The organism is Stenotrophomonas sp. YJH_SMC_54 (assembly GCF_059368435.1).
The window spans coordinates 80746-102331 of sequence record NZ_JCAFRS010000010.1; the positions used below are offsets into that span (position 1 = coordinate 80746).

The 21586-nt window shown below is 67.2% G+C and carries 18 protein-coding genes and 1 riboswitch; of the genes, 7 read left to right on the forward strand and 11 right to left on the reverse strand.

The window, feature by feature from the left end; translation table 11 throughout:
• Positions 1-42: 42 nt before the first annotated feature.
• Positions 43-188, reverse strand: a riboswitch (FMN riboswitch).
• Positions 189-375: 187 nt separating this feature from the next.
• The 4 genes from AC5P5S_RS12995 (at position 376) to AC5P5S_RS13010 (ending at position 3544) form a co-directional block, all read left to right on the forward strand.
• Positions 376-996, forward strand: a complete 621-nt coding sequence (locus AC5P5S_RS12995; protein WP_049397405.1) for a hypothetical protein — start codon at positions 376-378, stop codon at positions 994-996.
• Between the two features lie 153 nt (positions 997-1149).
• Positions 1150-2034, forward strand: coding sequence for a hypothetical protein (locus AC5P5S_RS13000; RefSeq protein WP_049397403.1), 885 nt, complete (start codon positions 1150-1152; stop codon positions 2032-2034).
• A 129-nt stretch (positions 2035-2163) separates the two neighbouring features.
• A complete protein-coding gene (locus tag AC5P5S_RS13005) occupies positions 2164-3075 on the forward strand; it encodes a hypothetical protein (RefSeq protein WP_133050600.1) in 912 nt (303 codons plus the stop codon).
• Positions 3076-3130: 55 nt separating this feature from the next.
• Positions 3131-3544 carry a hypothetical protein gene (locus AC5P5S_RS13010; protein ID WP_223846467.1) on the forward strand — a complete coding sequence of 138 codons (414 nt, stop codon included), beginning with the start codon at positions 3131-3133 and terminating at the stop codon, positions 3542-3544.
• 25 nt (positions 3545-3569) lie between these two features.
• Here the strand turns inward: AC5P5S_RS13010 and ribD are convergent, their stop codons facing one another.
• From ribD to AC5P5S_RS13045, 7 genes are all read right to left on the reverse strand, one after another.
• Positions 3570-4655 (reverse strand): bifunctional diaminohydroxyphosphoribosylaminopyrimidine deaminase/5-amino-6-(5-phosphoribosylamino)uracil reductase RibD, encoded by a 1086-nt coding sequence (gene ribD / locus AC5P5S_RS13015; protein ID WP_049397401.1) that lies wholly within the window; start codon positions 4653-4655, stop codon positions 3570-3572.
• A gap of 78 nt (positions 4656-4733) precedes the next feature.
• Positions 4734-5255 carry a transcriptional regulator NrdR gene (gene nrdR, locus AC5P5S_RS13020; protein WP_049397400.1) on the reverse strand — a complete coding sequence of 174 codons (522 nt, stop codon included), beginning with the start codon at positions 5253-5255 and terminating at the stop codon, positions 4734-4736.
• Positions 5256-5391: 136 nt separating this feature from the next.
• Complete coding sequence (locus AC5P5S_RS13025; RefSeq protein ID WP_049397456.1) at positions 5392-5841, reverse strand: hypothetical protein; 450 nt, start codon at positions 5839-5841, stop codon at positions 5392-5394.
• A 27-nt stretch (positions 5842-5868) separates the two neighbouring features.
• On the reverse strand, positions 5869-6285 hold the full coding sequence (locus AC5P5S_RS13030) for a hypothetical protein (protein WP_049397398.1): 417 nt from the start codon (positions 6283-6285) through the stop codon (positions 5869-5871).
• A 6-nt stretch (positions 6286-6291) separates the two neighbouring features.
• Positions 6292-6765: a hypothetical protein gene (locus AC5P5S_RS13035; RefSeq protein WP_049397397.1), complete on the reverse strand. Its 474-nt coding sequence runs from the start codon at positions 6763-6765 to the stop codon at positions 6292-6294.
• A 66-nt stretch (positions 6766-6831) separates the two neighbouring features.
• Positions 6832-8085 (reverse strand): serine hydroxymethyltransferase, encoded by a 1254-nt coding sequence (gene glyA, locus AC5P5S_RS13040; protein ID WP_062607814.1) that lies wholly within the window; start codon positions 8083-8085, stop codon positions 6832-6834.
• Positions 8086-8272: 187 nt separating this feature from the next.
• Entirely contained in the window at positions 8273-8746 is a 474-nt protein-coding gene (locus AC5P5S_RS13045) for an RcnB family protein (RefSeq protein WP_033834700.1), read from the reverse strand.
• 252 nt (positions 8747-8998) lie between these two features.
• Between AC5P5S_RS13045 and ettA the strand changes: the two genes are divergently transcribed.
• The 3 genes from ettA (at position 8999) to AC5P5S_RS13060 (ending at position 13225) form a co-directional block, all read left to right on the forward strand.
• Positions 8999-10663 (forward strand): energy-dependent translational throttle protein EttA, encoded by a 1665-nt coding sequence (ettA, locus tag AC5P5S_RS13050; RefSeq protein WP_005408049.1) that lies wholly within the window; start codon positions 8999-9001, stop codon positions 10661-10663.
• A gap of 101 nt (positions 10664-10764) precedes the next feature.
• Positions 10765-12081, forward strand: coding sequence for an NCS2 family permease (locus AC5P5S_RS13055; protein ID WP_024957255.1), 1317 nt, complete (start codon positions 10765-10767; stop codon positions 12079-12081).
• Between the two features lie 139 nt (positions 12082-12220).
• Positions 12221-13225: a DUF4434 domain-containing protein gene (locus AC5P5S_RS13060; RefSeq protein WP_062607816.1), complete on the forward strand. Its 1005-nt coding sequence runs from the start codon at positions 12221-12223 to the stop codon at positions 13223-13225.
• Here AC5P5S_RS13060 and AC5P5S_RS13065 read toward each other — a convergent pair.
• From AC5P5S_RS13065 to wecB, 4 genes are read right to left on the reverse strand one after another with little or no spacing between them, the layout of a single operon-like run.
• Positions 13219-16038: an NfrA family protein gene (locus AC5P5S_RS13065; protein WP_062607818.1), complete on the reverse strand. Its 2820-nt coding sequence runs from the start codon at positions 16036-16038 to the stop codon at positions 13219-13221. The genes AC5P5S_RS13060 and AC5P5S_RS13065 overlap by 7 nt on opposite strands.
• Positions 16035-18182 (reverse strand): glycosyl transferase family protein, encoded by a 2148-nt coding sequence (locus AC5P5S_RS13070; RefSeq protein ID WP_049461019.1) that lies wholly within the window; start codon positions 18180-18182, stop codon positions 16035-16037. Before AC5P5S_RS13070 ends, AC5P5S_RS13065 begins: the two co-directional genes overlap by 4 nt.
• Positions 18183-18188: 6 nt before the next feature.
• Positions 18189-20390 (reverse strand): hypothetical protein, encoded by a 2202-nt coding sequence (locus tag AC5P5S_RS13075; RefSeq protein WP_062607822.1) that lies wholly within the window; start codon positions 20388-20390, stop codon positions 18189-18191.
• Complete coding sequence (gene wecB / locus AC5P5S_RS13080) at positions 20387-21571, reverse strand: non-hydrolyzing UDP-N-acetylglucosamine 2-epimerase (protein ID WP_005408042.1); 1185 nt, start codon at positions 21569-21571, stop codon at positions 20387-20389. Before wecB ends, AC5P5S_RS13075 begins: the two co-directional genes overlap by 4 nt.
• Positions 21572-21586 lie beyond the last annotated feature (15 nt).

Consider the following 21586-nt stretch of genomic DNA (forward strand, 5'->3'; position numbering starts at 1 on the left):
GCCGCAAGGCAAACAGGCGCACGCAGGGCATTCGCCCTGTGGCACCGTCTTCTTTCATCCGGACTATGACCGTCGGCTCCGGCATTGGACCGGATCTGCTGACCCCCGGCCGTGGGCCGGGGCGCTCGCGGGCTCGTGCTTGCGCACCTACCGCCGGTGGGGAATTGCACCCCGCCCTGAAGACGTTTGTGTACCGGCGAACCGGCCTGGCCAGTGTACCAGCCCGGGCTGAACGGGGTCGGATGCCACAGCTGTGACGGCCGTCGCTCGCAATTTGTAAAACTTTCATTAAAATCCTGCCCTGGACGACATGATGTCGCCACGGGCAGCCGCAAGGGCAGGCCCGCCAATGGACTGAAATTCACAGGAATTCCCATGCGCAAGATCCTGATCGTGGCCGCCCTGCTGGCCGCCGCCCCGTTCACTGCGTCGGCCGACGCCCTGAGCTACACCTACGTTGAAGGTGGCTGGACGCAGGTCAAGGTTGACGACAACGCACTGGACGACCCGAAGGTCGACGGCGGCTACCTGCGTGGTTCGGTCGCGCTGGCCGAACAGGTCTACGTGTTCGGCGGCTGGTCGCGTACCAGCAAGACCCGCCATTACGGCGAAGATTCGCTGAAGCTGGAACTCAACCAGCCGGAGCTGGGCATTGGTTACCACATGCCGTGGTCCGATCGCGTGGACTTCACCGCCGATGCCGCCTGGGTGCGTCAGAACGCCGAATCGACCCTGCGCTATGACGGCGTGCGTTACCACGGCAAGGACCACACCAACCTGGGCCGCGTCACCATGGGTATCCGCGGCAAGCCGTCGCGCATGACCGAAGCCTGGGCCAAGGCCGGCTACATGGATGGCGGCAACAACTTCAAGGGCACCTGGGTTGGCACGGTCGGCGGCCAAATCAACTTCACCAGGACCTGGGGTCTGGTGGGCGAGATCTCCGGCTACCGCGACGTCACCCAGTACTCGGTTGGCGTGCGCGCCAGCTTCTGATCCAACGATCGCTTCTCGTCGAGCGATCGAACGGGCCCCGCAAGGGGCCCGTTTTTTTGGCCGGTGTGCAGCCACCATGTGACCGCTGGTCGCCATCGAAAGTACTGCTGGATGCGCTAGGCTTGCGCGCCTCTGGAAAAGGAAAACACCGTCATGAAGACCTTCACCCGTACCCTGCTGGCCAGCGCCCTGCTGTGCGCCCCGCTGATGGCCGGCGCCGCATCGGCCCAGCTGACCCCCGAGCAGGCCTTCGACCTGTACGCGCGCACCCTGCTGGAAGACGACGCGGCTGCTACCCGCACGCTCAACGATGCGCTGAAACCCGCCTTTGAAGGCCAGGACGCGGTGACCCCGACCCCGGGCGCACTGGCCAAGGCCCTGGCCGAACCGTGGCAGACCGTGCTGGCCAGCGCCGGTGACAAGACCGGCGCTGCGGCCACTGAAGCGCTGTACGCCAAGGCCCTGCGCGATTCAAAGTGCCGCGCGACCAAGAGCGTGGTCGAAGACAACGAATACGTTGAAGACCAGAAGCTGGCGCGCATCAGCTTCAGCTGCCAGGTGCCCGACCTGGGCAAGGTGCGCCCGCTGTTCGCCGCCAGCCTGGCCGCCGATGCCAGCCCGGCCTCGCGCAAGCAGTTCACCGATGCCTATACCCAGGCACTGCAGAGCGGCGCGCGCGTGCCGGTCAGCGGCACCTTCACCCTGTACCCGGCCAAGGACAATGGCTACTGGTACAGCGGCAACTTCGATGATCTGGTAGGCACCGTGGCCGGTGCACTGGCACCGTTCGAAGACTGGATGCAGGACGTGCAGGCCGCCAGCGCACCGAAGGTGACCGGCGTACCGGGCTGCGACCTGCTGCTGCAGCAGCACCGCGCCTGCGTGGCGAAGATCGCGCCGGACCAGATCAGCGGCGTGGATGCGATGGCCGAGGAACTGAAAACAAAGGCGCAGGTGCAGTCGGCCGAAGCGATGACGCAGGAGTGCAAGGCACTGCGCCCGATCGCCGAGATGATGTGGACCGACGAGTGCAGGTGAGGGCGCAGGGGCCGAACGCAGCCGCATTGGCGATATCCGGCTCGACCCCGGCCGCAGGTTCGGACGAGTTGCATGGACAGGCCTGGGGGCGGGGGGCATTCTCCCCCGCCCCGTCCCGATGGAATCACCGTGCACCGCCCTCTTCTCTGCCTGCTTGCCCTGGGCATGCACCTGCCTTTGGCAACTGCCCGCGACAGAACCCCGGAAGACGTCGTTTCCCAGCATCTGCAGGCCATGCATGAACGCAACGACTTCGCACTGCAGATGCTTGTCCAGAAGCAGCAGGCCGACCGGACCGGTGCAACCAGTGATCTCTTCAATGCTCCGCCCATGGCGGAGTTGCTGGCGACCTGGACGAGGAACATCGAGCGCCATGTCGATCCGATCGACGGCGTGGATTCGCCACATCTTGTCTGGGCGCTGCAGGTTCTGGCCAACAGCCGATGCAAGCCCTACCGAAGCGAGGCATGGCACAGTCTGACCGAAGGCATGCAGGTTGCCGACGTGCACTTCAGCTGCCGCGTGGGCGATGTCGAGCGTCTTCGGTACCTGTCCGAGGCTACGGTCTTCGATGGCGGTGAGCAGAGCGAGCAGCGCTTCTGGAGAGCCTATATCGAGACGTTGCGCGACGGCCCCTTCCACGAGATCGTTGGCACCACGCGCGTGGTATCGACCACTCGCGAACCCGCCTGGCACAGCGAGAAGTCGAGGCATCCGAATGAAGACTTCCCCTCCGGCCGCGTCGAACATGACATATACGTGGTTCTGACCGAAGCACTGATCGCACAGCCGCGCCACCTGGACCGCGCGGGCACGCGTGACGCCATCGCACAGATGACAGGCATCGTCGAGTGTGACGACCTGCTGCAACAGCATCGCCGCTGCATGGCACGCATTGCGCCGCAGGAACTGAAGGGGGTGAGTGACCTGGCCACTACCCTGAGCAAGCGGCGACAGCAGATTCCCGAGGCGGAGCTGCTGCAGCAATGCATGGCCTTGCGGCCCGCAATGCAGGCACTCTGGACGCATGAGTGCCACTAGGCCGCGAACAGCCGAACGCACTTTCAGAACCGTTGCATGGCCCATTGCGGTGTGCATGGTCAATGCTGTTGCTCTCTTCCACCGGGGCAACCGCATGAAACATCGTACAGGGTCGACCACGGTCATGCTGCTGGCGCTGATGGTGTGTGGGCAGGCCGAAGCGCACAGGCCCAAGACCTTCATCATCCGCCCATCGGTTGCCTTCGAGTCGAACCAGCTACGCGACAGGGACATCGATGCACAGCTGAGCGAAGACGACGACTGCCGTGCATTCCTGATATACCACGATGAATGTGCGCCGACGGTATTGCCGGACGAGTACGACGACGGCATCAGCCGGCGCAGGCTGCGGTCGAAGTCAACGCAACTGACGGGGGAAGCGCTCGGTGCCTACTGCCGGGACCTGCACATGCTGTGGAAGCAGCAATGGGCAGAGCAGTGCCCCGCCGACGAGGACGAGGGCACCTGACGACACAGGAGATGCCGTCATTCCCTCACGGGCGCAACAACAGTCTGATGTCCTCGCCCACCTGGCGCTGGTCAACCACACGCAGGCGGCGCTGCTGGTCCATTGCATCGATGCCGAGGCCGGCCAGCAGCGGGCGTCCGTTATCGCCCAGCAACGTGGGGGCCTGGTACAGCAGCAGCTCGTCCACCCAGCCGCCGCGCAGCAGCGCACCGGCCAGCGTCGCGCCGGCTTCTGTATGCACTTCGTTGATGCCGCGCTCGGCCAGCAGCGCCAGCACCGCGCCCAGGTCCAGCCGCCCTTCAACGCAGGGCACGCTGGCGAATTCGGCGTCGGCCGCATCCGGTGCACTCACCGCTGCATCGTGCAGGTACAGCGTCGGTGCCCCACCCTCGCGCACACGGCTGCACTCCAGTGAGCGCAGGCGCGAATCCAGCACCACGCGCAGTGGCGGCATCACCTCGGTATCGGCCAGGCGCGCGGTCAGCATCGGGTCGTCGGCCAGCACGGTATCGGCGCCGGTCAGGATCGCACCTGCGCGCGCGCGCCAGTGCTGCACGTCTTCGCGCGCGGCCGGGCCGGTGATCCACTTGGAGCTGCCATCGGCCATCGCGGTGCGACCGTCGACGCTGGCCGCCAGCTTCACCCGCAGCCACGGCCGGTTGCGCTCCACGCGCGATAGGAAGCCCTTGTTGAGCTCACGCGCCTGCGTCGCCATCAGTCCTTCGGCAACCTCGATGCCGGCATTGCGCAGCAGATCGAAGCCACCACCATCGACCTTCGGGAACGGATCGCGCATCGCGGCAACGACGCGCGACACGCCCGCTTCGATCAAGGCCAGCGCGCACGGCGGTGTGCGCCCGTAGTGCGCACAAGGCTCCAGGGTGACGTAGGCGGTGGCACCACGCGCCTCGCTTCCGGCCTCGCGCAGGGCGAACACTTCAGCATGCGGACCGCCGGCGCGCTGATGCCAGCCCTGCCCGACCACGCGTTCGCCGTGGGCGATGACGCAACCGACCATTGGGTTGGGGCGGGTGGTATAGGCAGCACGCTCGGCCAGGCGCAGTGCGTTGGCCATGTGCAGGTGGTCGAGGACGGAGAACGGGATGCTCATGCCACCATGGTACCGCCGCTGGCGTAGATCCATGCCATCAGTGCCAACCAAGGTTGGCACCCACCAAGGCAGAAGCGGTCAGCCCTTCTTCTTCTTGGTCAGGGCAATCACGTCGCCCAGCAGCTGCAGCTGTTCGGTACTGGACGGCAGGTCACGTTCCAGCTTCTCGATCTCCTCGCGGAAATCGGCAACGTCCTCGAAGCTGCGATAGACCGAAGCAAACCGCACATAGCCGACATGATCGAGCTTGCGCAGTTCGTTCATGACGAACTCGCCGACCTTGATCGAAGGCACTTCACGCTCGCCGCTGATGCGCAGCTGGTGAACCACCGCCCGCACCGCCGCTTCGATCTTGTCTTCGGCCACCGCACGCTTCTGCAGTGCGCGGTCGAAACCAGCGCGGACCTTGCGCTGGTCGAAGGCTTCGCGGGTGCCATCGCTCTTGATGATCGCCGGCAGCTTCAGTTCAACCGTTTCCATGGTGCTGAAGCGCTCGCCGCAGGCTTCGCATTCACGCCGACGGCGGATCGTCGCGCCGTCTTCGGAGACGCGCGAGTCGATGACCCGGGTATCGGCATGTTGGCAGAAGGGGCAATGCATGGAACGCCTGGCTCAGGGGGCAACCTAGATGCCACGGTCATGGCAGCGTCGCAAAGGTACCTGAGAAAGGGTCCAGCAGCAAATGCTGCCTGCGCGAAAGCCGGAATGGGCGCCTGATGCGCTCTTGGGCCGCCACTCAGCCGGCCGGGCCGGACGCCGGAGTATTCCCGCCCCAGCGCAACCACAACAGGTGCGCGGCCAGCACCAGCAGCAGTGGGCCAAACCCGAGAAAGCCCAAGGTCGAGATCTCCCCTTCCTTGAAGGTGAAATACAGCGTGGCGGCGACGACACCCAGCGCGGCCAGTATTCCCAGCACCAGGCCAATCCATGCGACCACCGGCGCCTGATGCAGGCCTGCGCGACCACGCCACAGGAAGAGGCCGCTCAGCCACATCCAGGACAGCAGGCCGAGCACTCCGGCCGATGACCAGAGCAGCAACAGCGAGTGCTCATCGCCAGTCAGATACTTGCCATCCAGCACGACCATCAACCCCAATACTGCCCCGGTGCCTCCTGCCGCCGCGGTGGGCAGGCCCACCAGCAGGCCTGCTATCCCCATCCATCGTTTGTGCTGCTGCTCATCCATGCGTTCCATTCCCTTTGATTGGCCGCGTCAGGCGCGGCGCTTGAGCCACACCAGCATGGCGGCCGGTACCAGCATCGACGGCCCCAGCAGCAGTAGTTCCAACGCGGCGCCCCCCTGCTGGAAGCCGAACCATGCGGTCATCCAGAGAACCGGCAGCGCTGCCAGCCCACCGGCCAGCAGCAGCCACCACCAGATCGCGCGCACCTGCAGGCCGGCCCGGCCCTGCAGCAGGTAGCCGGCGCTGAGCCACAGCCAGGCCAGGCAACCCGCCACGCCGGCCAGGCCCCACAGCAGTGGCACCAGATCGGGGGAGCGGTTGCCGCCGAAGGATTGCACGCCAACAACCAGGAACATCACCGCGACCGCGCCGCCCATCGCCAGGCCGGGCAGGCCGAGCAGTACCGCCAACGCGGCATACAGGTACTTGAGGCGGCGCTCATCCATGCGCGGTTACTCCGATGCCCGCGCTCGTACGGGCGGCACATCCACGGTATCGGCACGCGCACGCAGCAACATCAGCATGCCGGTGGGCACCAGCAGCGACGGCCCTGCGAAGAGACCGCTCACCACCGCCGGGCCCAACCCGGAGAAGGTATATATCGCCAATCCCAGCAACGGCAGGCCCGCCAGCACGCCCATGCCCAGCAACCACCACCAGCGTGGCGAGGCCGTGCGCAGGCCCTGCAGTCCATCACGCAACCAGATGACGCTGAGCGCGACCCAGGCCACCAGGCCGGCAAGCGCGGCCGTTCCCCAGACGCACATGACGGCAGCGAACCACAGCTTGTCAGCATCCAGCGAGACCAGGCCGATCACCCCCATGACCAGGGCGATGCAGGCACCGACGCCGCCCGCGAAAAGGCTGGGCAGGCCGAACAGCGCGGCCAGCACCACGTACAGATACTTGAGGCGGCGCTCATCCATGCGCGGTTGCTCCAATACCGGGGTCAGAGCCCTTCCCTGCGGGAAGGGATCCGACCCCTGTTTCGATCAGCCGTAGACCGGGTACTTGCGGCACTGCGCGCTGACGGCGTCGCGCACGCGGGCGATGACAGCGTCGTCGTTCGGTGCATCAAGCACGTCGGCGATCCAGTTGGCCAGGTCCACGCAGTCCTGTTCGACGTAGCCACGGGTGGTCACCGCCGGGGTGCCCAGGCGCAGGCCCGAGGTCACGAACGGCGAACGCGGGTCGTTCGGCACCGAGTTCTTGTTGACGGTGATGTGGGCCTTGCCCAGCGCCGCTTCCGCGTCCTTGCCGGACACGTCCTTGCCGATCATGTCGACCAGCATCAGGTGGTTCTGGGTGCCGCCGGAGACGATCTTGTAGCCACGCTCGATCAGCGTATTGGCCATCGCCTGGGCGTTCTTCACCACCTGCTGCTGGTAGGCCTTGAAGCCCGGTTCCAGCGCTTCCTTGAAGGCCACGGCCTTGCCGGCGATGACGTGCATCAGCGGACCGCCCTGGATGCCCGGGAACACGATCGACTGCAGCTTCTTGAACAGGTCTTCGTCGGCGCCCTTGGCGACGATGATGCCGCCACGCGGGCCGCGCAGGGTCTTGTGGGTGGTGGAGGTGACCACGTGGGCGTGTTCCAGCGGGCTCGGGTAGACGCCTGCAGCCACCAGACCGGCAACGTGGGCCATGTCGACGAACAGGTAGGCACCGACCTTGTCGGCGATGGCGCGGAAGCGCGCCCAGTCGATCACCTGCGAGTAGGCCGAGAAGCCGGCCACGACCATCTTCGGCTTGTGCTCCAGGGCGAGGCGCTCGACTTCGTCGTAATCGATCAGGCCCTGATCGTTCACGCCGTACTGCACGGCGTTGAACAGCTTGCCCGAGGCGTTGACCTTGGCGCCGTGGGTGAGGTGGCCGCCGTGGGCCAGGCTCATGCCGAGGATGGTGTCACCCGGCTGCAGCAGGGCGAAGTACACGGCCTGGTTGGCCTGCGAACCGCTGTGCGGCTGCACGTTCGCGTAGTCGGCGCCGAACAGCTGCTTGAGGCGGTCGATCGCCAGCTGCTCGGCGATGTCCACGTATTCGCAGCCACCGTAGTAGCGCTTGCCCGGGTAGCCTTCGGCGTACTTGTTGGTCAGCTGGCTGCCCTGGGCTTCCATCACCGCCGGGCTGGTGTAGTTCTCGCTGGCGATCAGCTCGACGTGGTCTTCCTGGCGCTGGGTTTCAGCGGCGATGGCCTTGGCCAGTTCGGGATCGTAGGATTCGATGCGGACGTCACGCGGGAACATCGGGTACTCCAGCAGGCAGGGAAAAGGGGTACGGCTCAGCCCTCGATTGTAGCCCCGCACTGGCCCGCTGGGGCCGAAACGGACGGGGCCGGCATTCCCTAAGGAATCCGGCCCCGTATGGTTTCGAGGGATGTTGTGGGGTCAGAGCCCTTTCCGATGGAAAGGGGTCCGACCCCGGCCGCGATCCTCAGCGGCTGCTGAGCACGTACTGGGCGATCACACCGGTGGCGATGGCCACCAGCAGCATGTTGCCGCGGTCATCGCGGATCCACTGGTGCCCGTAGGGCGGGCGACGCAGGTTGTAGCGCGGGTAGTCGTTCACCACGTAGATCGGGCCGCGGTAGTAGTCGCGATAGCGGTGGCCGACCTTCCAGCCATAGCCCGGGCCGTAGGCCGGACGATAGACCACGCGCGGCGGTGCCGGGCGGTAGTAGCGGTCATGGTCGCGGTGCCAGTCGCGACGGTCGCGTTCCCAGTCGCGACGGGCCTCGCGGCGGTCGCGCTCCCAGTCGCGGCGGTCCTGGCGCCACTCACGGCGATCCTCGCGCCATTCACGGCGGTCGTGGTCGCGGCGATGGTCGTTGTCGGCGAATGCCGGGGCCACGGCGCCCAGTGCCAGCACAGAGGCCACGGCACTGGCCATTACTCGATTGATGCGCATGTCAGACCTCTGCTTGGTGGGTGGTGAGCCCATATTGCGCAACCGATCTGAACCGTTTCCGGCTGGAAACGCTTCCCGCTGCAGGACTGTGACCGAGTATTCAGGCGATAGCCAGCCCGGCGGCGCCTCCCGGGAGCGGCCCGGAACCGGTTCCGGCTATAATTGGCGGTATTCCATTTCAGTCTGTGCCCGCTGCCGCAACGGGATCCACCCGTGACGGGTCGGGCGCAGGGCCGCGCCTACGGAGACCGCATGTCCTCGCAATACATCTACACCATGAACCGCGTGTCCAAGGTGGTCCCGCCCAAGCGGCAGATCATCAAGGACATCTCGCTGTCCTTCTTCCCGGGCGCGAAGATCGGCCTGCTGGGCCTGAACGGCGCCGGCAAGTCCACCGTGCTGAAGATCATGGCCGGCGTGGACACCGATTTCGAGGGCGAGGCCCGCCCGCAGCCGGGCATCAAGGTCGGTTACCTGGCGCAGGAACCGGAACTGGACCCGACCAAGACCGTGCGTGAAGCGGTCGAGGAAGGCGTGGGCGAAGTGCTGCAGGCCCAGGCCGCGCTGGAAGCGGTGTACGCCGCCTACGCCGAGGAAGGCGCCGACTTCGACGCGCTGGCCAAGGAACAGGAGCGCCTGGAGGCGATCCTGGCCGCTGGCGACGCACACACGCTGGAAAACCAGCTGGACGTGGCCGCCGACGCGCTGCGCCTGCCGCCGTGGGATGCCATCGTCGGCAAGCTGTCAGGTGGTGAAAAGCGCCGCGTGGCCCTGTGCCGCCTGCTGCTGCAGAAGCCGGACATGCTGCTGCTCGACGAACCGACCAACCACCTCGACGCCGAGTCGGTGGAATGGCTGGAACAGTTCCTGGCGCGCTACACCGGCACCGTGGTGGCCGTCACCCACGATCGCTACTTCCTGGACAACGCCGCCGAGTGGATCCTGGAACTGGACCGCGGCCGCGGCATTCCGTGGAAGGGCAACTACACCGACTGGCTGACCCAGAAGGACGAGCGCCTGAAGCAGGAAGACAACCAGGAAAAGGCCCGCCAGAAGGCGATCCAGAAGGAACTGGAGTGGTCGCGCCAGAACGCCAAGGGCGGCCGCACCAAGGGCAAGGCCCGTCTGGCCCGCCTGGAAGAGCTGCAGTCGGTCGATTACCAGAAGCGCAACGAGACCAACGAAATCTTCATTCCGCCGGGCGAGCGCCTGGGCAATGCGGTGATGGAGTTCAAGAACGTCTCCAAGAAGTTCGGCGACCGCCTGCTGTTCGACAACCTGAGCTTCCTGGTGCCGGCCGGTGCCATCGTCGGCATCATCGGCCCGAACGGTGCCGGTAAGTCGACCCTGTTCAAGATGATCACCGGCCAGGAAAAGCCGGATACGGGCGAGATCGTGGTCGGCCCGACCGTGAAGCTGTCCTACGTGGACCAGAGCCGCGACGCGCTGGAAGGCAACCACAACGTCTTCCAGGAAATCGCCGGCGGCCTGGACATCCTCAACATCAACGGCATCGAGATCCAGTCGCGCGCCTACATCGGCCGCTTCAACTTCAAGGGCCAGGACCAGCAGAAGATGGTCGGTTCGCTGTCCGGTGGTGAGCGTGGCCGCCTGCACATGGCCAAGACCCTGCTGCAGGGTGGCAACGTGCTGCTGCTCGACGAACCGTCCAACGACCTGGACATCGAAACCCTGCGTGCGCTGGAAGATGCGCTGCTGGAGTTCCCGGGCAACACCTTCGTCATTTCGCATGACCGCTGGTTCCTGGATCGCATCGCGACCCACATCCTGGCGTTCGAAGGCGACTCGCACGTGGAGTTCTTCCAGGGCAACTACCGCGAGTACGAAGAAGACAAGCGCCGCCGCATGGGCGACGACGCCGCGCCGAAGCGCCTGCGCTTCAAGGCGCTGAAGTAAGGCAACCGGAAAGGCCGCGCTCGCGCGGCCTTTCTCATTTTTGCAATGTGTACCGACCATGCATGCCGGCCAGCGGCCGGCATCTACCCATGAGCGACCCCATGTCCCTGTTCGAGCGCCTGTTCCAGCTGCAGCAGCACGGCACCACCGTGCGCACCGAGCTGCTGGCCGGTGTCACCACCTTCCTGACGATGTCCTACATCGTCTTCGTGAACCCCGAAATCCTCGGCACCACCGGCATGGACGCGGGCGCGGTGTTCGTGGCCACCTGCCTGGCCGCCGCACTGGGTTCGGCGGTGATGGCGCTGGCCGCCAACTTCCCGGTCGGCATGGCACCAGGCATGGGCCTGAACGCGTTCTTCGCCTTCACCGTGGTCGGCGCTGCCGGCCTGCCTTGGCAGCAGGCACTGGGTGCGGTGTTCATCTCAGGCCTGGTGTTCCTGGTGCTGTCCCTGACCGGAGTACGCGCGTGGCTGGTATCGGGTATTCCCTCATCGCTGCGCTCGGCCATCGTGGCCGGCATCGGCCTGTTCCTGGCGATCATCGCGCTGCAGAAGTCCGGCGTGATCGTCGGCAATGAAGACACACTGGTGGCGCTGGGCCCGTTGAACACGGCGCCGCCGCTGCTGGCACTGGCCGGCTTCCTGCTGATCGCGGTGCTGGAAGCGCGCCGCATCCGCGGTGCGATCCTGATCGGCATCCTGGCCGTGACCGGCGCTGGCTGGGCATTGGGCGACGTGCAGTACCAGGGCCTGGTCTCGCTGCCGCCGAGCCTTGCACCCACCTTCCTGCAGCTGGACCTGCCGGGCCTGCTGCACCATGACGGCGGCGCACCCATCGCAGTACTTCTGCAGGTGGTGCTGGTGTTCGTGCTGGTGGAGGTGTTCGATGCCACCGGCACGCTGTACGGCGTGGTCGGCCGTGCCGGCCTGCTGAAGCTGCCGGGCGCGCAGAAGCGTTTCGGCCGCGCGCTGCTGGCCGACAGCACCGCCATCGTGGCGGGTTCGATGCTGGGCACCAGCAGCACCACCGCCTTCGCTGAAAGCGCCTCGGGCGTGCAGGTAGGCGGCCGTACCGGCCTGACCGCGCTGGTGGTGTCGGCGCTGTTTCTGGCAGCGCTGCTGTTCTCGCCGCTGGCGTCGATGGTGCCCAGCTATGCCACCGCGCCGGCCCTGTTGTTCGTGGCCGGCCTGATGCTGCGCGAACTGGTGGAAGTGGACTGGAGCGACCTGACCGAATCGGTGCCGGCGGCGCTGTGTGCGCTGGCGATGCCGTTCACCTACTCGATTGCCAACGGCCTGGCGTTCGGCTTCATTGCGTATGCCGCGCTGAAGGCCGGTACCGGGCGCTGGCGCGAAGTGCATCCGGCGGTGTGGCTGGTGGCGGTGCTGTTCACCCTGCGCTACGCGCTGGAATAAGCGGTAGGCGATGCCGGCCAGCGGCCGGCACTACCGGGTGGTGATTCACCTGCCACCTTGGGCGCGATGCCGGCCAGCGGCCGGCACTACCAGGCGCGGGGTTCACCCGCCACGCACGGCGCTCTGGGATGATGCAGGCATGGTTCGGCCCGACCTTCCCGCGGATCCGTCTTCGCCGTTGCGCCGCCGGCTGCTGCGCGCGGCGGTGCTGGCGCCGTTGGCCGCTACTTTCGCCACCCTGCCCGGCTGCTCGCTGCCGGTGCAGGTCGATGGCACCTTCCTGCAGCCGTGGCGCAGCCACCTGCAGTGGTGCCTGGCCGACTGGCAGCGATCCTTGAAGCTTGCGCATACGCTGGGCTGCCGTCAGCTGGTGCTGCAGTGGACTGGCATCGTCGGTGGCAGCGACGGCGACTGGTCGCTGCCCGACGGCAGCCTGCAGCAGCTGTTCACCGCGGCCAGCGAGAACGACATCCGCATCCGCGTCGGCCTGCCCTTCCAGCAACGCTGGTGGCAGGCGATCGGGGCCGACGATGCCACGCTGCAGGCGTTCCTGGCCGACAGCCTCGCGCATGCACGCAACTGGTTGGCACAGGCCCCCTGGGCGCAGCAGCCGGCCTTCGAGGGCTGGTACCTGCCCTACGAACTGGAGCAGTACCACTGGGCTGACCCGGCCCGCCAGCAGTGGCTGGCGCAATGGCTGCACCGGCTGGTGCAGGCCGCCAGCGCGCGCGGCGGCGACTGTGCGATTTCCTGCTACTTCAGCCGCCTGCAGACCGACGGCAACCTGGTCATGCTGTGGCAGGCGGTGCTGGCACAGGCCACGCTGCGGCCGATGGTGCAGGACGGCGTGGGCGTTGCCGGCGCTGGCAACGTGCAGCAGCTGCAACCGCTGCTCGATCATTTCCACGCACACGGCATCGGTTTCGATGCGATCGTTGAGTTGTTCCGCGAACTGCCTGGCGGTCCCGCCGACGGCAGCGGATTCAAGGGCGAAACGGCCGATGCCGCACGCGTCCAGCGGCAGTTGGCATGGGCACGCGCCAGCGGCGCACAGCACGTGCTGGTCTATGCGCTGGAGCCATGGCTGACCCAGGACACACCGCAGGCCGCCGCGCTGCGACGACGTTGGGGCCTGCCTCAGTAGTAGAGGATGGCGGTGGCGAACAGGCCCTTGGCGCGCTGCGTATCGCCGCCACCGATGGCGAAGCGGTACTGCACGGTCAGGTCCAGGTAGGAACGCGGCGTGTTGTAGTGGTCCTCGCGGAACCAGTAGCGCACGCCCACGCCTGGCCCTGCGCCGAGTGACCAGCTGCGCTGCGTATCGTTGAGCGCGAACGACTGCGCCGGGAACAGCGGGTAACGGATGTCGCGCACCCGCGAGCGCTGGTCCAGCCAGTCCGCCCCCACCACGACATACGGCGTGACCACCCAATGGGTCTGCCCGGCACCAAAGCGGAAGCTGCGGCCGGCGCGTAGTTCACCGGCAGCGAACCACTGTTCGCGATGCAGGCGCCCGTTGGCATCGCCGATTCGACGCACCGGCGCGCCATTGGCATCGAGTGCATCGAGGGTGAAGTGCGCGCTGTTGTCATCCCAGGTATAGCCGCCCTGCGCGTAGCCGCTGACCATCCACCACCGGTTGACGTCGGTGCGCAGATCGGTGCCGTGGTAATAGCCATAGGTCAGGTAGGACATCCAGCCACCGGAACCGCTGGCCAAGCGGTAGCGGGCCAGCGTGCTGGCTTCCAGTGGCGGGTTCCGGGCCAACTGCAGGCGGCACTGCACGGCCGCCGAGGCGGGGTAGACCTCGCCCTGGCGGGTTGCGCTGCCGAGGAACTGGCGGCGCTCGAGGCCGGCGCTCAGGCCGGTCTGGCCGAAGGCGTAGCGCATGCCGAACGAAGCGATGGTGGACGGCCAGCCGGTGGTGGAACGCGAATGGCTGAGGCGTTCGGCGCGTGCACGCGCATCCGGCGTTGATTCGCCGGTGCACGGGTCCACCGCGCGGATCGATTCGTAAGTGCCACCCTCGTCGTACAGCGTGTTGAGCAGGCGTGCGTAGAGTTCCAGCGTGCCATGCTGGTCGTTGAAGGCCGGGGGCCGCCAGAACGCCTCCAGCGTGCTGAACACCGAATCGCCCGGCGTGCTGATCGCTGCACCGCCGACATTGGTCGCCGCCTGGCGCGCACCACGGAAACCCGCCGAGGCGATCACGCCCCACTCGCGCGAGTAATTGGCGATGGCATTGCGCACGTTGTAGCGTTGGCGCTCATCCAGTGGCAGCTCACCGGCATCGGTGCGATCAATGGCGCTACGCAGCAGCGTCACCGCCTGTGGATGGTCACCGTTGGCTGCGCTGGCGTAGGCCTGGTCGAGCACTACGCTTTTCGGTGCCCTGCCGGTGGCCTCGGCGGCCCGGAAGTCGGCCAGTGCGCGCGCCGGCTCATGGGCCTTCTGGTTGAGGTAGCCGCGCTGCATCAGCGCCCCCGCGTCATCAGGGTGCTGTGCCAGTGCCGCATCCAGGCGCTGCCGCGCTTCATCCTGCTGGGCACGGTTGCCCGCCGCCAGCGTGGTGGTCAGCAGGCCTTGCAGGTTCGCGTCGTCCGGCGCGAGTTGCACGGCCTGCCGTGCCTCACCGATGGCATCGGCGTAATCCTGGCGCGCATAGGCAGCGTAGGCACGCTGTGCGGCACCACCATCGCCCTGCAGGTCGGCCGGCATCAGCTCGCAGACGCTGCCGCTGTCAACGGACTGGCAGTGCTGGACTGGTGCCAGGTACGCTTCGGCACCGATGCGGGGAAGCTCGCGACTGGAGCGGATCGCCCGGCTGCGTTGCTCGATGCCCTGCTGCAAAAGCTGCTGTGACCGTGCATCGCCTTCACCTGCCGGTACCGCCGCCTGCAACGGTGCCAGCAGTGCAGCTGCGCGCAACCGATCGCCTGCGGCCAGCGCCGCATCCACCGCCAGCAGGCGCACGTTGCGCTGCTGCATTGCTGACCCCGGCGCAGCGAGTGCGGTGTCGAAGTCCTCATTGGCGAGCACGGTATTGCCCTGGCGCTGGCGCAGGTAGCCGCGCATCACCCGTGCATTGAGATCCTGGCCGTCGGCCTGCAACGCCTGGTCGGCACTGCGCTCAGCGTCGGCCAGCTGATCGCCCTGCAGCTGCGCGGTGATCAGCAGCAACCGGTATGAAGCAACGTCGGGGGCCAGCTCCACGGCAGCGTGCGCCTGCTCAATGGCGGCGGCATTCTCGCCTGCAGACAGCGATTGATAGGCCTGCTGGGCCAGCAGCAGCGCGCGTTGGCGGCCCAGTGCCACCCGCCGCGCGCGCAACTCCTCGACGTTCGGTGCGCCCAGCTGCAGCGCGGTACCGATGGCGGCGTCGGCCTGTCCGGGCTGTTGCTGTGCCTCCAGCGCCGCCACCCACAGCAGCGCCCATGCGCCCTGTTGCGGCTGCTGCCGGAACGCCTGCTCGGCCTTGCTGGCGGCGACGCCCATCTGGCCGGCGTCGTAGGCCGCATAGGCTTCGGTTGCCAGCATATAGGCCTGCCGGCTATTGCGGTCGGTCACCGTTGCGGGTGCACGCGGTACCGCTCCGGTACGCGCCGCACCTGTGCTCGTCCTGGGCGCAGCGGCCAGCGCCGGCAAGGCCGGATCCTTCAACCCCGCATCCAGTGCACGACGTGCCTGCTGCTGCGCCTCGGCACCCCGCCCCAGTTTCTGCAGCGCATAGATCTGCAGCAGGCGCAGCCGCACCACGTCCGGGCGCAACCGGATCGCTTCGCTGGACTGCCGGTAGGCCGCGGGGTAATCGCCACGTTCATAGGCGGCAAACGCCTGCTCGGCGATGCGGTAGGCGGCACCGGACAATGGCAGTGGTGCATCGGTCTGTGCCAGCACCGGCGCGGCGGCCGTGGCCAATGCCACGGTGATGACAGTGGACAGCAGCGTGGTCTTCATGCCGGCAAGGCTCCGGGCGGCGGTGACTGCAGCGTGGCCGCACGCCGGCGCTGCTCCTGCATGGCCTGGGCCACGGCCTCTTCAGTGGTGATGCCCTGCTTGACCAGGTAGTCGCCAATGCGGCCGTCGCGCTGCGGCATGTAGTCGTCCAGTGCGATCTCGAAGCGTGCGTGATCGATCAGGCGCATTTCCACCAGCAGATCGCCCAGCAGGGGCACGTTGTCCAGCTGCCATTGCCGGTCGCCACCGATCAGCCGCAGGCCGGCGTTGATCTCGCTTTCGCGGGCGATGCTCTGTTCAATGTGGTTGCTGCGCGTTTCCTGCTTCAGCAGGGCCAACGCGTCTTCGGGCAGCGGGCTGGCCACGGCCAGCCGCAGGGTGCCTTCCTGGCGCGGCGGCAGCGGCAGCATGCGCCATTGCACGCAGGCATCGGCACTGATCGGGAACTGGCAGGCGCGCAGGTAGTCCACGTCGATCACCGCGCGTGGCAGGTCACCCTGGAAGGCGATGGCCTCGGCCAGCGTTTCATCATCCAACCAGCCCTGGGTGAGCAGGATGCGGCCCAGCGGTTGCTGGCGGCCTGCCTGCTGCTGCTCCAGCGCCTGCTGCAGGCGTTCGGGTTCCACCGCCTGCCAGGTGGTCAACAGCTCACCGAGCTGCTTGCGGGTCTGCACCAGCTGCGCCGCATCGGGGAAGTCGTGCATGGTCTTGTCCCAGACCATGCGCTTGCCGAACAGCAGGTAGGCCAGGAACACCTTCCAGGCACGGGCGGTGGCCATGAAATTGATCATGTTGCCGACCACCATGCGCGGGATCGACATCAGCGCGTGCTCCCAGCCGTACAACCGGTTGACGAAGTAGAAGCGCTGCACGACCCGGGTCGCCAGCGCTGCGGTGGTCAGCAGCGCGACATTCATCTGCCAGGTACCGGCCTGGAACACGCTGGGAAACTGCATCGTCCACAGCCCGGTCATCTTCAACAGCCAGAACAGCAGCAGCTGCAGGAAGATGATGTAGGCGATGATGCTGACGAACGAGGTGATGATGCCCTTTCGGTCGCGCGCCAGCAGGTACTTGGTGGCCAGCGATCCGCGCCAGCCCAGCGACTCCCAGCTCTGCAGGCCGATGCCCAGCACCCAGCGCGCCTTCTGCCGGTACGACGCGCGGAAGTTGTCGGGGAAGTACTCGCGAACGCACAGCGCCATCTGCTGGGTGCGCTCGCGCACCGGCCCCCAGCCGAACCAGGATGGGCGGCGCACGCGGAACTGCACGGGGAAGCGGGCGAAGATCGACTGCATGCCCATGGCTGCCAGCCTCGCGCCGACGTCGTAATCCTCGGTGAGGCTGTCGGTGTTGAAAGGCTGGTTGTCGGTCTGCGCGCTCAATGCCAGCAGCGCGCGCCGCGAGAAACAGGTACCAACACCGGCCGACGGCACCATGCCGGACACGCTCTCGCGCACCACCAGATCCTTGGCGTGCCATTCGGCGAACTCGTCCATGTAGACCCCGGCCACCAGTTCGTACCACTCGCGGTCCAGCGAGGTGACCGGCAGCTGGATCATGTCCTTGCGCGGCAGCAGGTAGTTGTAGAAGCGCAGTTCCATCGGGTGCAGCACGTCCTCGCTGTCGTGCAGGATCACGCCGGCGAACTCGATGTCGTGGCGCTTCTCGTAATCGAAGATCGCCAGGATCAGCCAGTTCAGGCAGTCGGCCTTGCTGGTCGGCCCGTCATGCGGCACCTCCACGCGGCGCAGGCGCTTGTAGCGGCGGCGCATGCGCTCGACTTCATCGATGGTCTGCTGGTCGTTGGGATAGGTGCCGACGAACACGACGTACTCGCGGTAGTCGAGCACGTTGATCATGTTCTCCACCATCTGCGCGATGACGTCGTACTCCATCCACGCCGGCACCATGATTGCCAGCGGCTGTTGCGGCCGCTGCATCAGGTCTTCCTGGGTCAGTGGCCGGTACGCTTCGCGCCGCTTGATGGTGAGCGCGCGCCAACTCTCGCGCACCCAGTACCAGACGTCGATGAACAGATCATCGAGGCTGGAGATCAGGATCAGCACGGCCACCGCCGCCGCCGTGGTTTCCAGGACGGCGTAGTAGTTGGCCAGCTGGATGTTCCAGAACAGACCGTCCACGGTGGATCAGTGCCCTGTGTTGGCGGACTTGCGGCGGCGCACCTGGGTGACGCGGGCGGCCAGCAGCGCGAACACGATCACGCCGACCAGCAGCAGCAACCAGACCATGTGCCGTTCCCACTTCGATTGTGGATTGCCATCCTGGGCAACTCGGCCCCCGTAAGGATCCTGGCGATCGAACTCGCGCACGGCATCACTGCCGTCGAGCACCGCCAGATCACCGCGCAGCAGCCGGAACGGTGCGCCGAACGACGGTGCCTGTGCACCCAGATCGCTGTACAGCACGCCAAGCTGGCCGCCGGAGGTGCCGACCTGCACCACCGCGGCGCGATCCAGGCCGCTGACATCCAGCAGCGGCTGAGGCTTCCCGCCGATCAGCAGGTGGCCGTCCTTCAGGCCGGCCACATCGACACCCGACGGCGCCACACCGAAAGCCAGCCACGGCGCATCCGGGCTGATCGCCGCACCGGCATCGACCACCTTCAGCTCCGACGCCTCTGGCGAGGCCCCCACTGCACTGGCCACCGCGATCACCTTGCGCAGCGATGCCGGCGCGTCCTGCAGCCACGTAGCGGGCACGAACATCTGGTTGCCGCGTGACAGCTGGCTGCTGGCACCGACGAAGTCACTGCCCAGCGACCGTTTGGCCAGGGTCAGGTGGCTGCTGGGCAGGATCGAGACCGGATACGCGGTGGCCGGATCGTGGCAATAGGGGCGTGCCGGCTGGCGCAGGAAGCTGACGCGGATCTCGTTGCGTGCCGACAGCGCGTAGGCCGGCACCTTGGCCACCAGCCGCTGCGGCTGGCCGTTGGCCGACAGCACCTTGCCGCCCAGCAGATAGTCGTTGAAGTAGATCGTGGCCACCGCGCCCTGCCCGGCCGCGTTGGGGGCCGCCGAGACATCGATCACCACTTCCTCGGGCAGGCGGCCGTCGGCCGACAGCGCCCCCAGATCAAAGCTGGCGCTGCGGTCGGCGCGGGTCACCACATCCATGGAGCCGGCAATGTTGCCGAGCCGGCTCAGCAGCACCTGGTCACCGTCCAGCTTCGGCGTGCCCGCTGCGCTGACCTGCAGGCTACGGCCCAGCGCATAGCTACGCCACTGTTCGGCGAACAGCCCGGCGACCTTGCCCGCCGCCGCCGGGTCGACTACCAGCGTCGGACGGCCGGCAACGGCCACCACGCGGACCGAGGCGGTGGCCGCGGGCTTTTCCAGGCCGCCCATGTCGGTACCGCGCCACGCGGCGAACGCGGTGCCCGCATCGGCGCCGGTGGCGCCGACCTGTGCAGCGAGCGCATCCAGTCCCGCGCGCACGCCGGCCCGCAGCGCATCGCTGCCGATCATCACCTCGGCGGCCAGCGGCCCACTGTCACGCAGCGACAGCAGTGCCCCCACTTCGGCCAGATCCTTGATCGCATGCGCGCGCTCGCCAGTGGCCAGCGCGGCATAGGCCGGCACGACCTGCAGGCTGGCCGGGATGCTGATGCCGGTCAGGTCGACGCTGTCACCGACCTTGGGCAGCGCCAGCACCTGCACCTGCTTGCCACCGGCCTGCAGGGCCGTGCCAATGCGCCAGGCCGCGTCGTAGATGGGGGCCTGCAGCGCCTTGCCGTCCACCAGCAGGCGCACCTGCGGGGGCAGCGCGCCCCAGGCCTTGGCCACGGTGTCCACGGCGCGGCCGTCGAAGCGGTAGCTGAAGCGCGAGTCCGGCGACAGCCGCAGCACGTTGGCCGGCGCGCTCTGGTCGGCACATTGGTAGTCGGACACGATCGACCACCAGCCGACGCCGACCCGAACGAAGCCGTTCTGGCGGGGTTCGCCATCGATGGCCAGCAGCTGGCTGGCGTCACCCTGTGCATCGGTGATCGAGCGTGCGGCGATCGGATCGCCATCGACCGACCACAGGCCGGACGTGCGCCCGGCATGGCCGCGCACGTAGCGCCCGTCCAGCTGCAGCTGCGCATCGCGGGTGGCGACACCGGCCGGCACCGGCAGGTAGATCTCGCGCTGGCTCTCCTGCCCGCTGAGCACCAGCGGTTGGCGGAAACCGAGTTCGCGCAGGGTCATCTGCCGGCTGACCGTGCTGTCACCGCTCCACTCGGCGAACTGGCCGGCGACGCTGTCGGCGGCATGGGCACTGCCAACCACGCCCGACAGGACGAACGCGGCGGCGGATGCAAACAGGGGAGAGCGGCCGGTCTGGGTCATGGCGTCACTTCGCGTGGGTGGGGGTGGACGGCGCCGCTGCTGCGGAGGCCGGGCGAGAATTCGGGAAGCGGCGTGCCACGCAGGGCGGCGACGATGCGCGCGCTGGCACGGCCATCGCCGTAGGGGCTGGCGTGGGGATCGAAGCGGGTCGGGTGCGGTGGTTGTGCCAGTGCCGCATTGACAGCTTCGACAATGCGCGAGGGCGCGGTGCCGACCAGCGTCACCACACCGGCCTCGACCGCCTCCGGGCGTTCGGTGACGTCGCGCATGACCAGTACCGGTTTGGCCAGCGCCGGTGCCTCTTCCTGCACGCCACCGGAGTCGGTGAGGATGACGTCGGCGCGCTGCATCAGCCGCACGAAGCGCAGGTAGTCCTGCGGCGGCACCAGGTGCACGTTGTCGAGATGGCCGAGGTGGGCGTTCACCGGGCCCTGCACGTTCGGGTTCAGATGCACCGGGTACAGCACCTGCAGGTCCGGCCGCCGTGCCAGTTCAGCCAGCGCACGGCAGATGTCCTCGAAGCCCTGCCCGAAGCTCTCGCGGCGGTGGCCGGTGACCAGCAGCAGGCGACGATCGGGGTCAAGCATGTGGAAGGGTTCGTCAGCCCGCGCACGCAGCGCCGGGTCGGCATCCAGGCGCTCTACGGTCTGCTGCAGGGCATCGATGACGGTGTTGCCGGTGACCAGGATCTGCCCGCCCAGGTGTTCACCGGCCAGGTTGGCGCGCGAGCTGGGCGTGGGCGCGTACAACTGGTCGCCGACCACATCGATCACCCGCCGGTTCATTTCCTCCGGCCACGGCCGGTTGATGTCACCGGTGCGCAGTCCGGCCTCGACATGACCGATCGGAATGCGGTGGTGGAACGCGGCCAGCGCGGCGGTCATCGCCGTGGTGGTATCACCGTGCACCAGCACCCGGTCGGGACGGACCTGCGTGTAGAGCGCGTCAAGCCGTTCGAACAGCCTGGAACACAGGCCATTGAGGGTCTGGTTGGGCACCATGACATCCAGGTCATGGTCGGCGGTGATCTCGAACAGCGACATCACCTGGTCCAGCATCGCCCGGTGCTGGCCGGTGATGCAGACCACCGATTCGATGTCCGCAGCCTCGGCCAGGGCCCGCACCAGCGGCCCCATCTTGATCGCTTCCGGTCGCGTGCCAAACACCGACAGGACCTTCACCGCAGCGCTCCGGAC

Excerpts from the sequence above, each read along its gene's own strand:
- AC5P5S_RS12995 (WP_049397405.1), top strand. The coding sequence starts at position 376 with ATGCGCAAGATCCTGATCGTGGCCGCCCTGCTGGCCGCCGCCCCGTTC.
- AC5P5S_RS13000 (WP_049397403.1), top strand. The coding sequence starts at position 1,150 with ATGAAGACCTTCACCCGTACCCTGCTGGCCAGCGCCCTGCTGTGCGCC.
- AC5P5S_RS13010 (WP_223846467.1), top strand. The coding sequence starts at position 3,131 with ATGGTCAATGCTGTTGCTCTCTTCCACCGGGGCAACCGCATGAAACAT.
- ribD (WP_049397401.1), bottom strand. The coding sequence starts at position 4,655 with ATGAGCATCCCGTTCTCCGTCCTCGACCACCTGCACATGGCCAACGCA.
- nrdR (WP_049397400.1), bottom strand. The coding sequence starts at position 5,255 with ATGCATTGCCCCTTCTGCCAACATGCCGATACCCGGGTCATCGACTCG.
- AC5P5S_RS13025 (WP_049397456.1), bottom strand. The coding sequence starts at position 5,841 with ATGGATGAGCAGCAGCACAAACGATGGATGGGGATAGCAGGCCTGCTG.
- AC5P5S_RS13030 (WP_049397398.1), bottom strand. The coding sequence starts at position 6,285 with ATGGATGAGCGCCGCCTCAAGTACCTGTATGCCGCGTTGGCGGTACTG.
- AC5P5S_RS13035 (WP_049397397.1), bottom strand. The coding sequence starts at position 6,765 with ATGGATGAGCGCCGCCTCAAGTATCTGTACGTGGTGCTGGCCGCGCTG.
- glyA (WP_062607814.1), bottom strand. The coding sequence starts at position 8,085 with ATGTTCCCGCGTGACGTCCGCATCGAATCCTACGATCCCGAACTGGCC.
- AC5P5S_RS13045 (WP_033834700.1), bottom strand. The coding sequence starts at position 8,746 with ATGCGCATCAATCGAGTAATGGCCAGTGCCGTGGCCTCTGTGCTGGCA.
- ettA (WP_005408049.1), top strand. The coding sequence starts at position 8,999 with ATGTCCTCGCAATACATCTACACCATGAACCGCGTGTCCAAGGTGGTC.
- AC5P5S_RS13055 (WP_024957255.1), top strand. The coding sequence starts at position 10,765 with ATGTCCCTGTTCGAGCGCCTGTTCCAGCTGCAGCAGCACGGCACCACC.
- AC5P5S_RS13060 (WP_062607816.1), top strand. The coding sequence starts at position 12,221 with ATGGTTCGGCCCGACCTTCCCGCGGATCCGTCTTCGCCGTTGCGCCGC.
- AC5P5S_RS13065 (WP_062607818.1), bottom strand. The coding sequence starts at position 16,038 with ATGAAGACCACGCTGCTGTCCACTGTCATCACCGTGGCATTGGCCACG.
- AC5P5S_RS13075 (WP_062607822.1), bottom strand. The coding sequence starts at position 20,390 with ATGACCCAGACCGGCCGCTCTCCCCTGTTTGCATCCGCCGCCGCGTTC.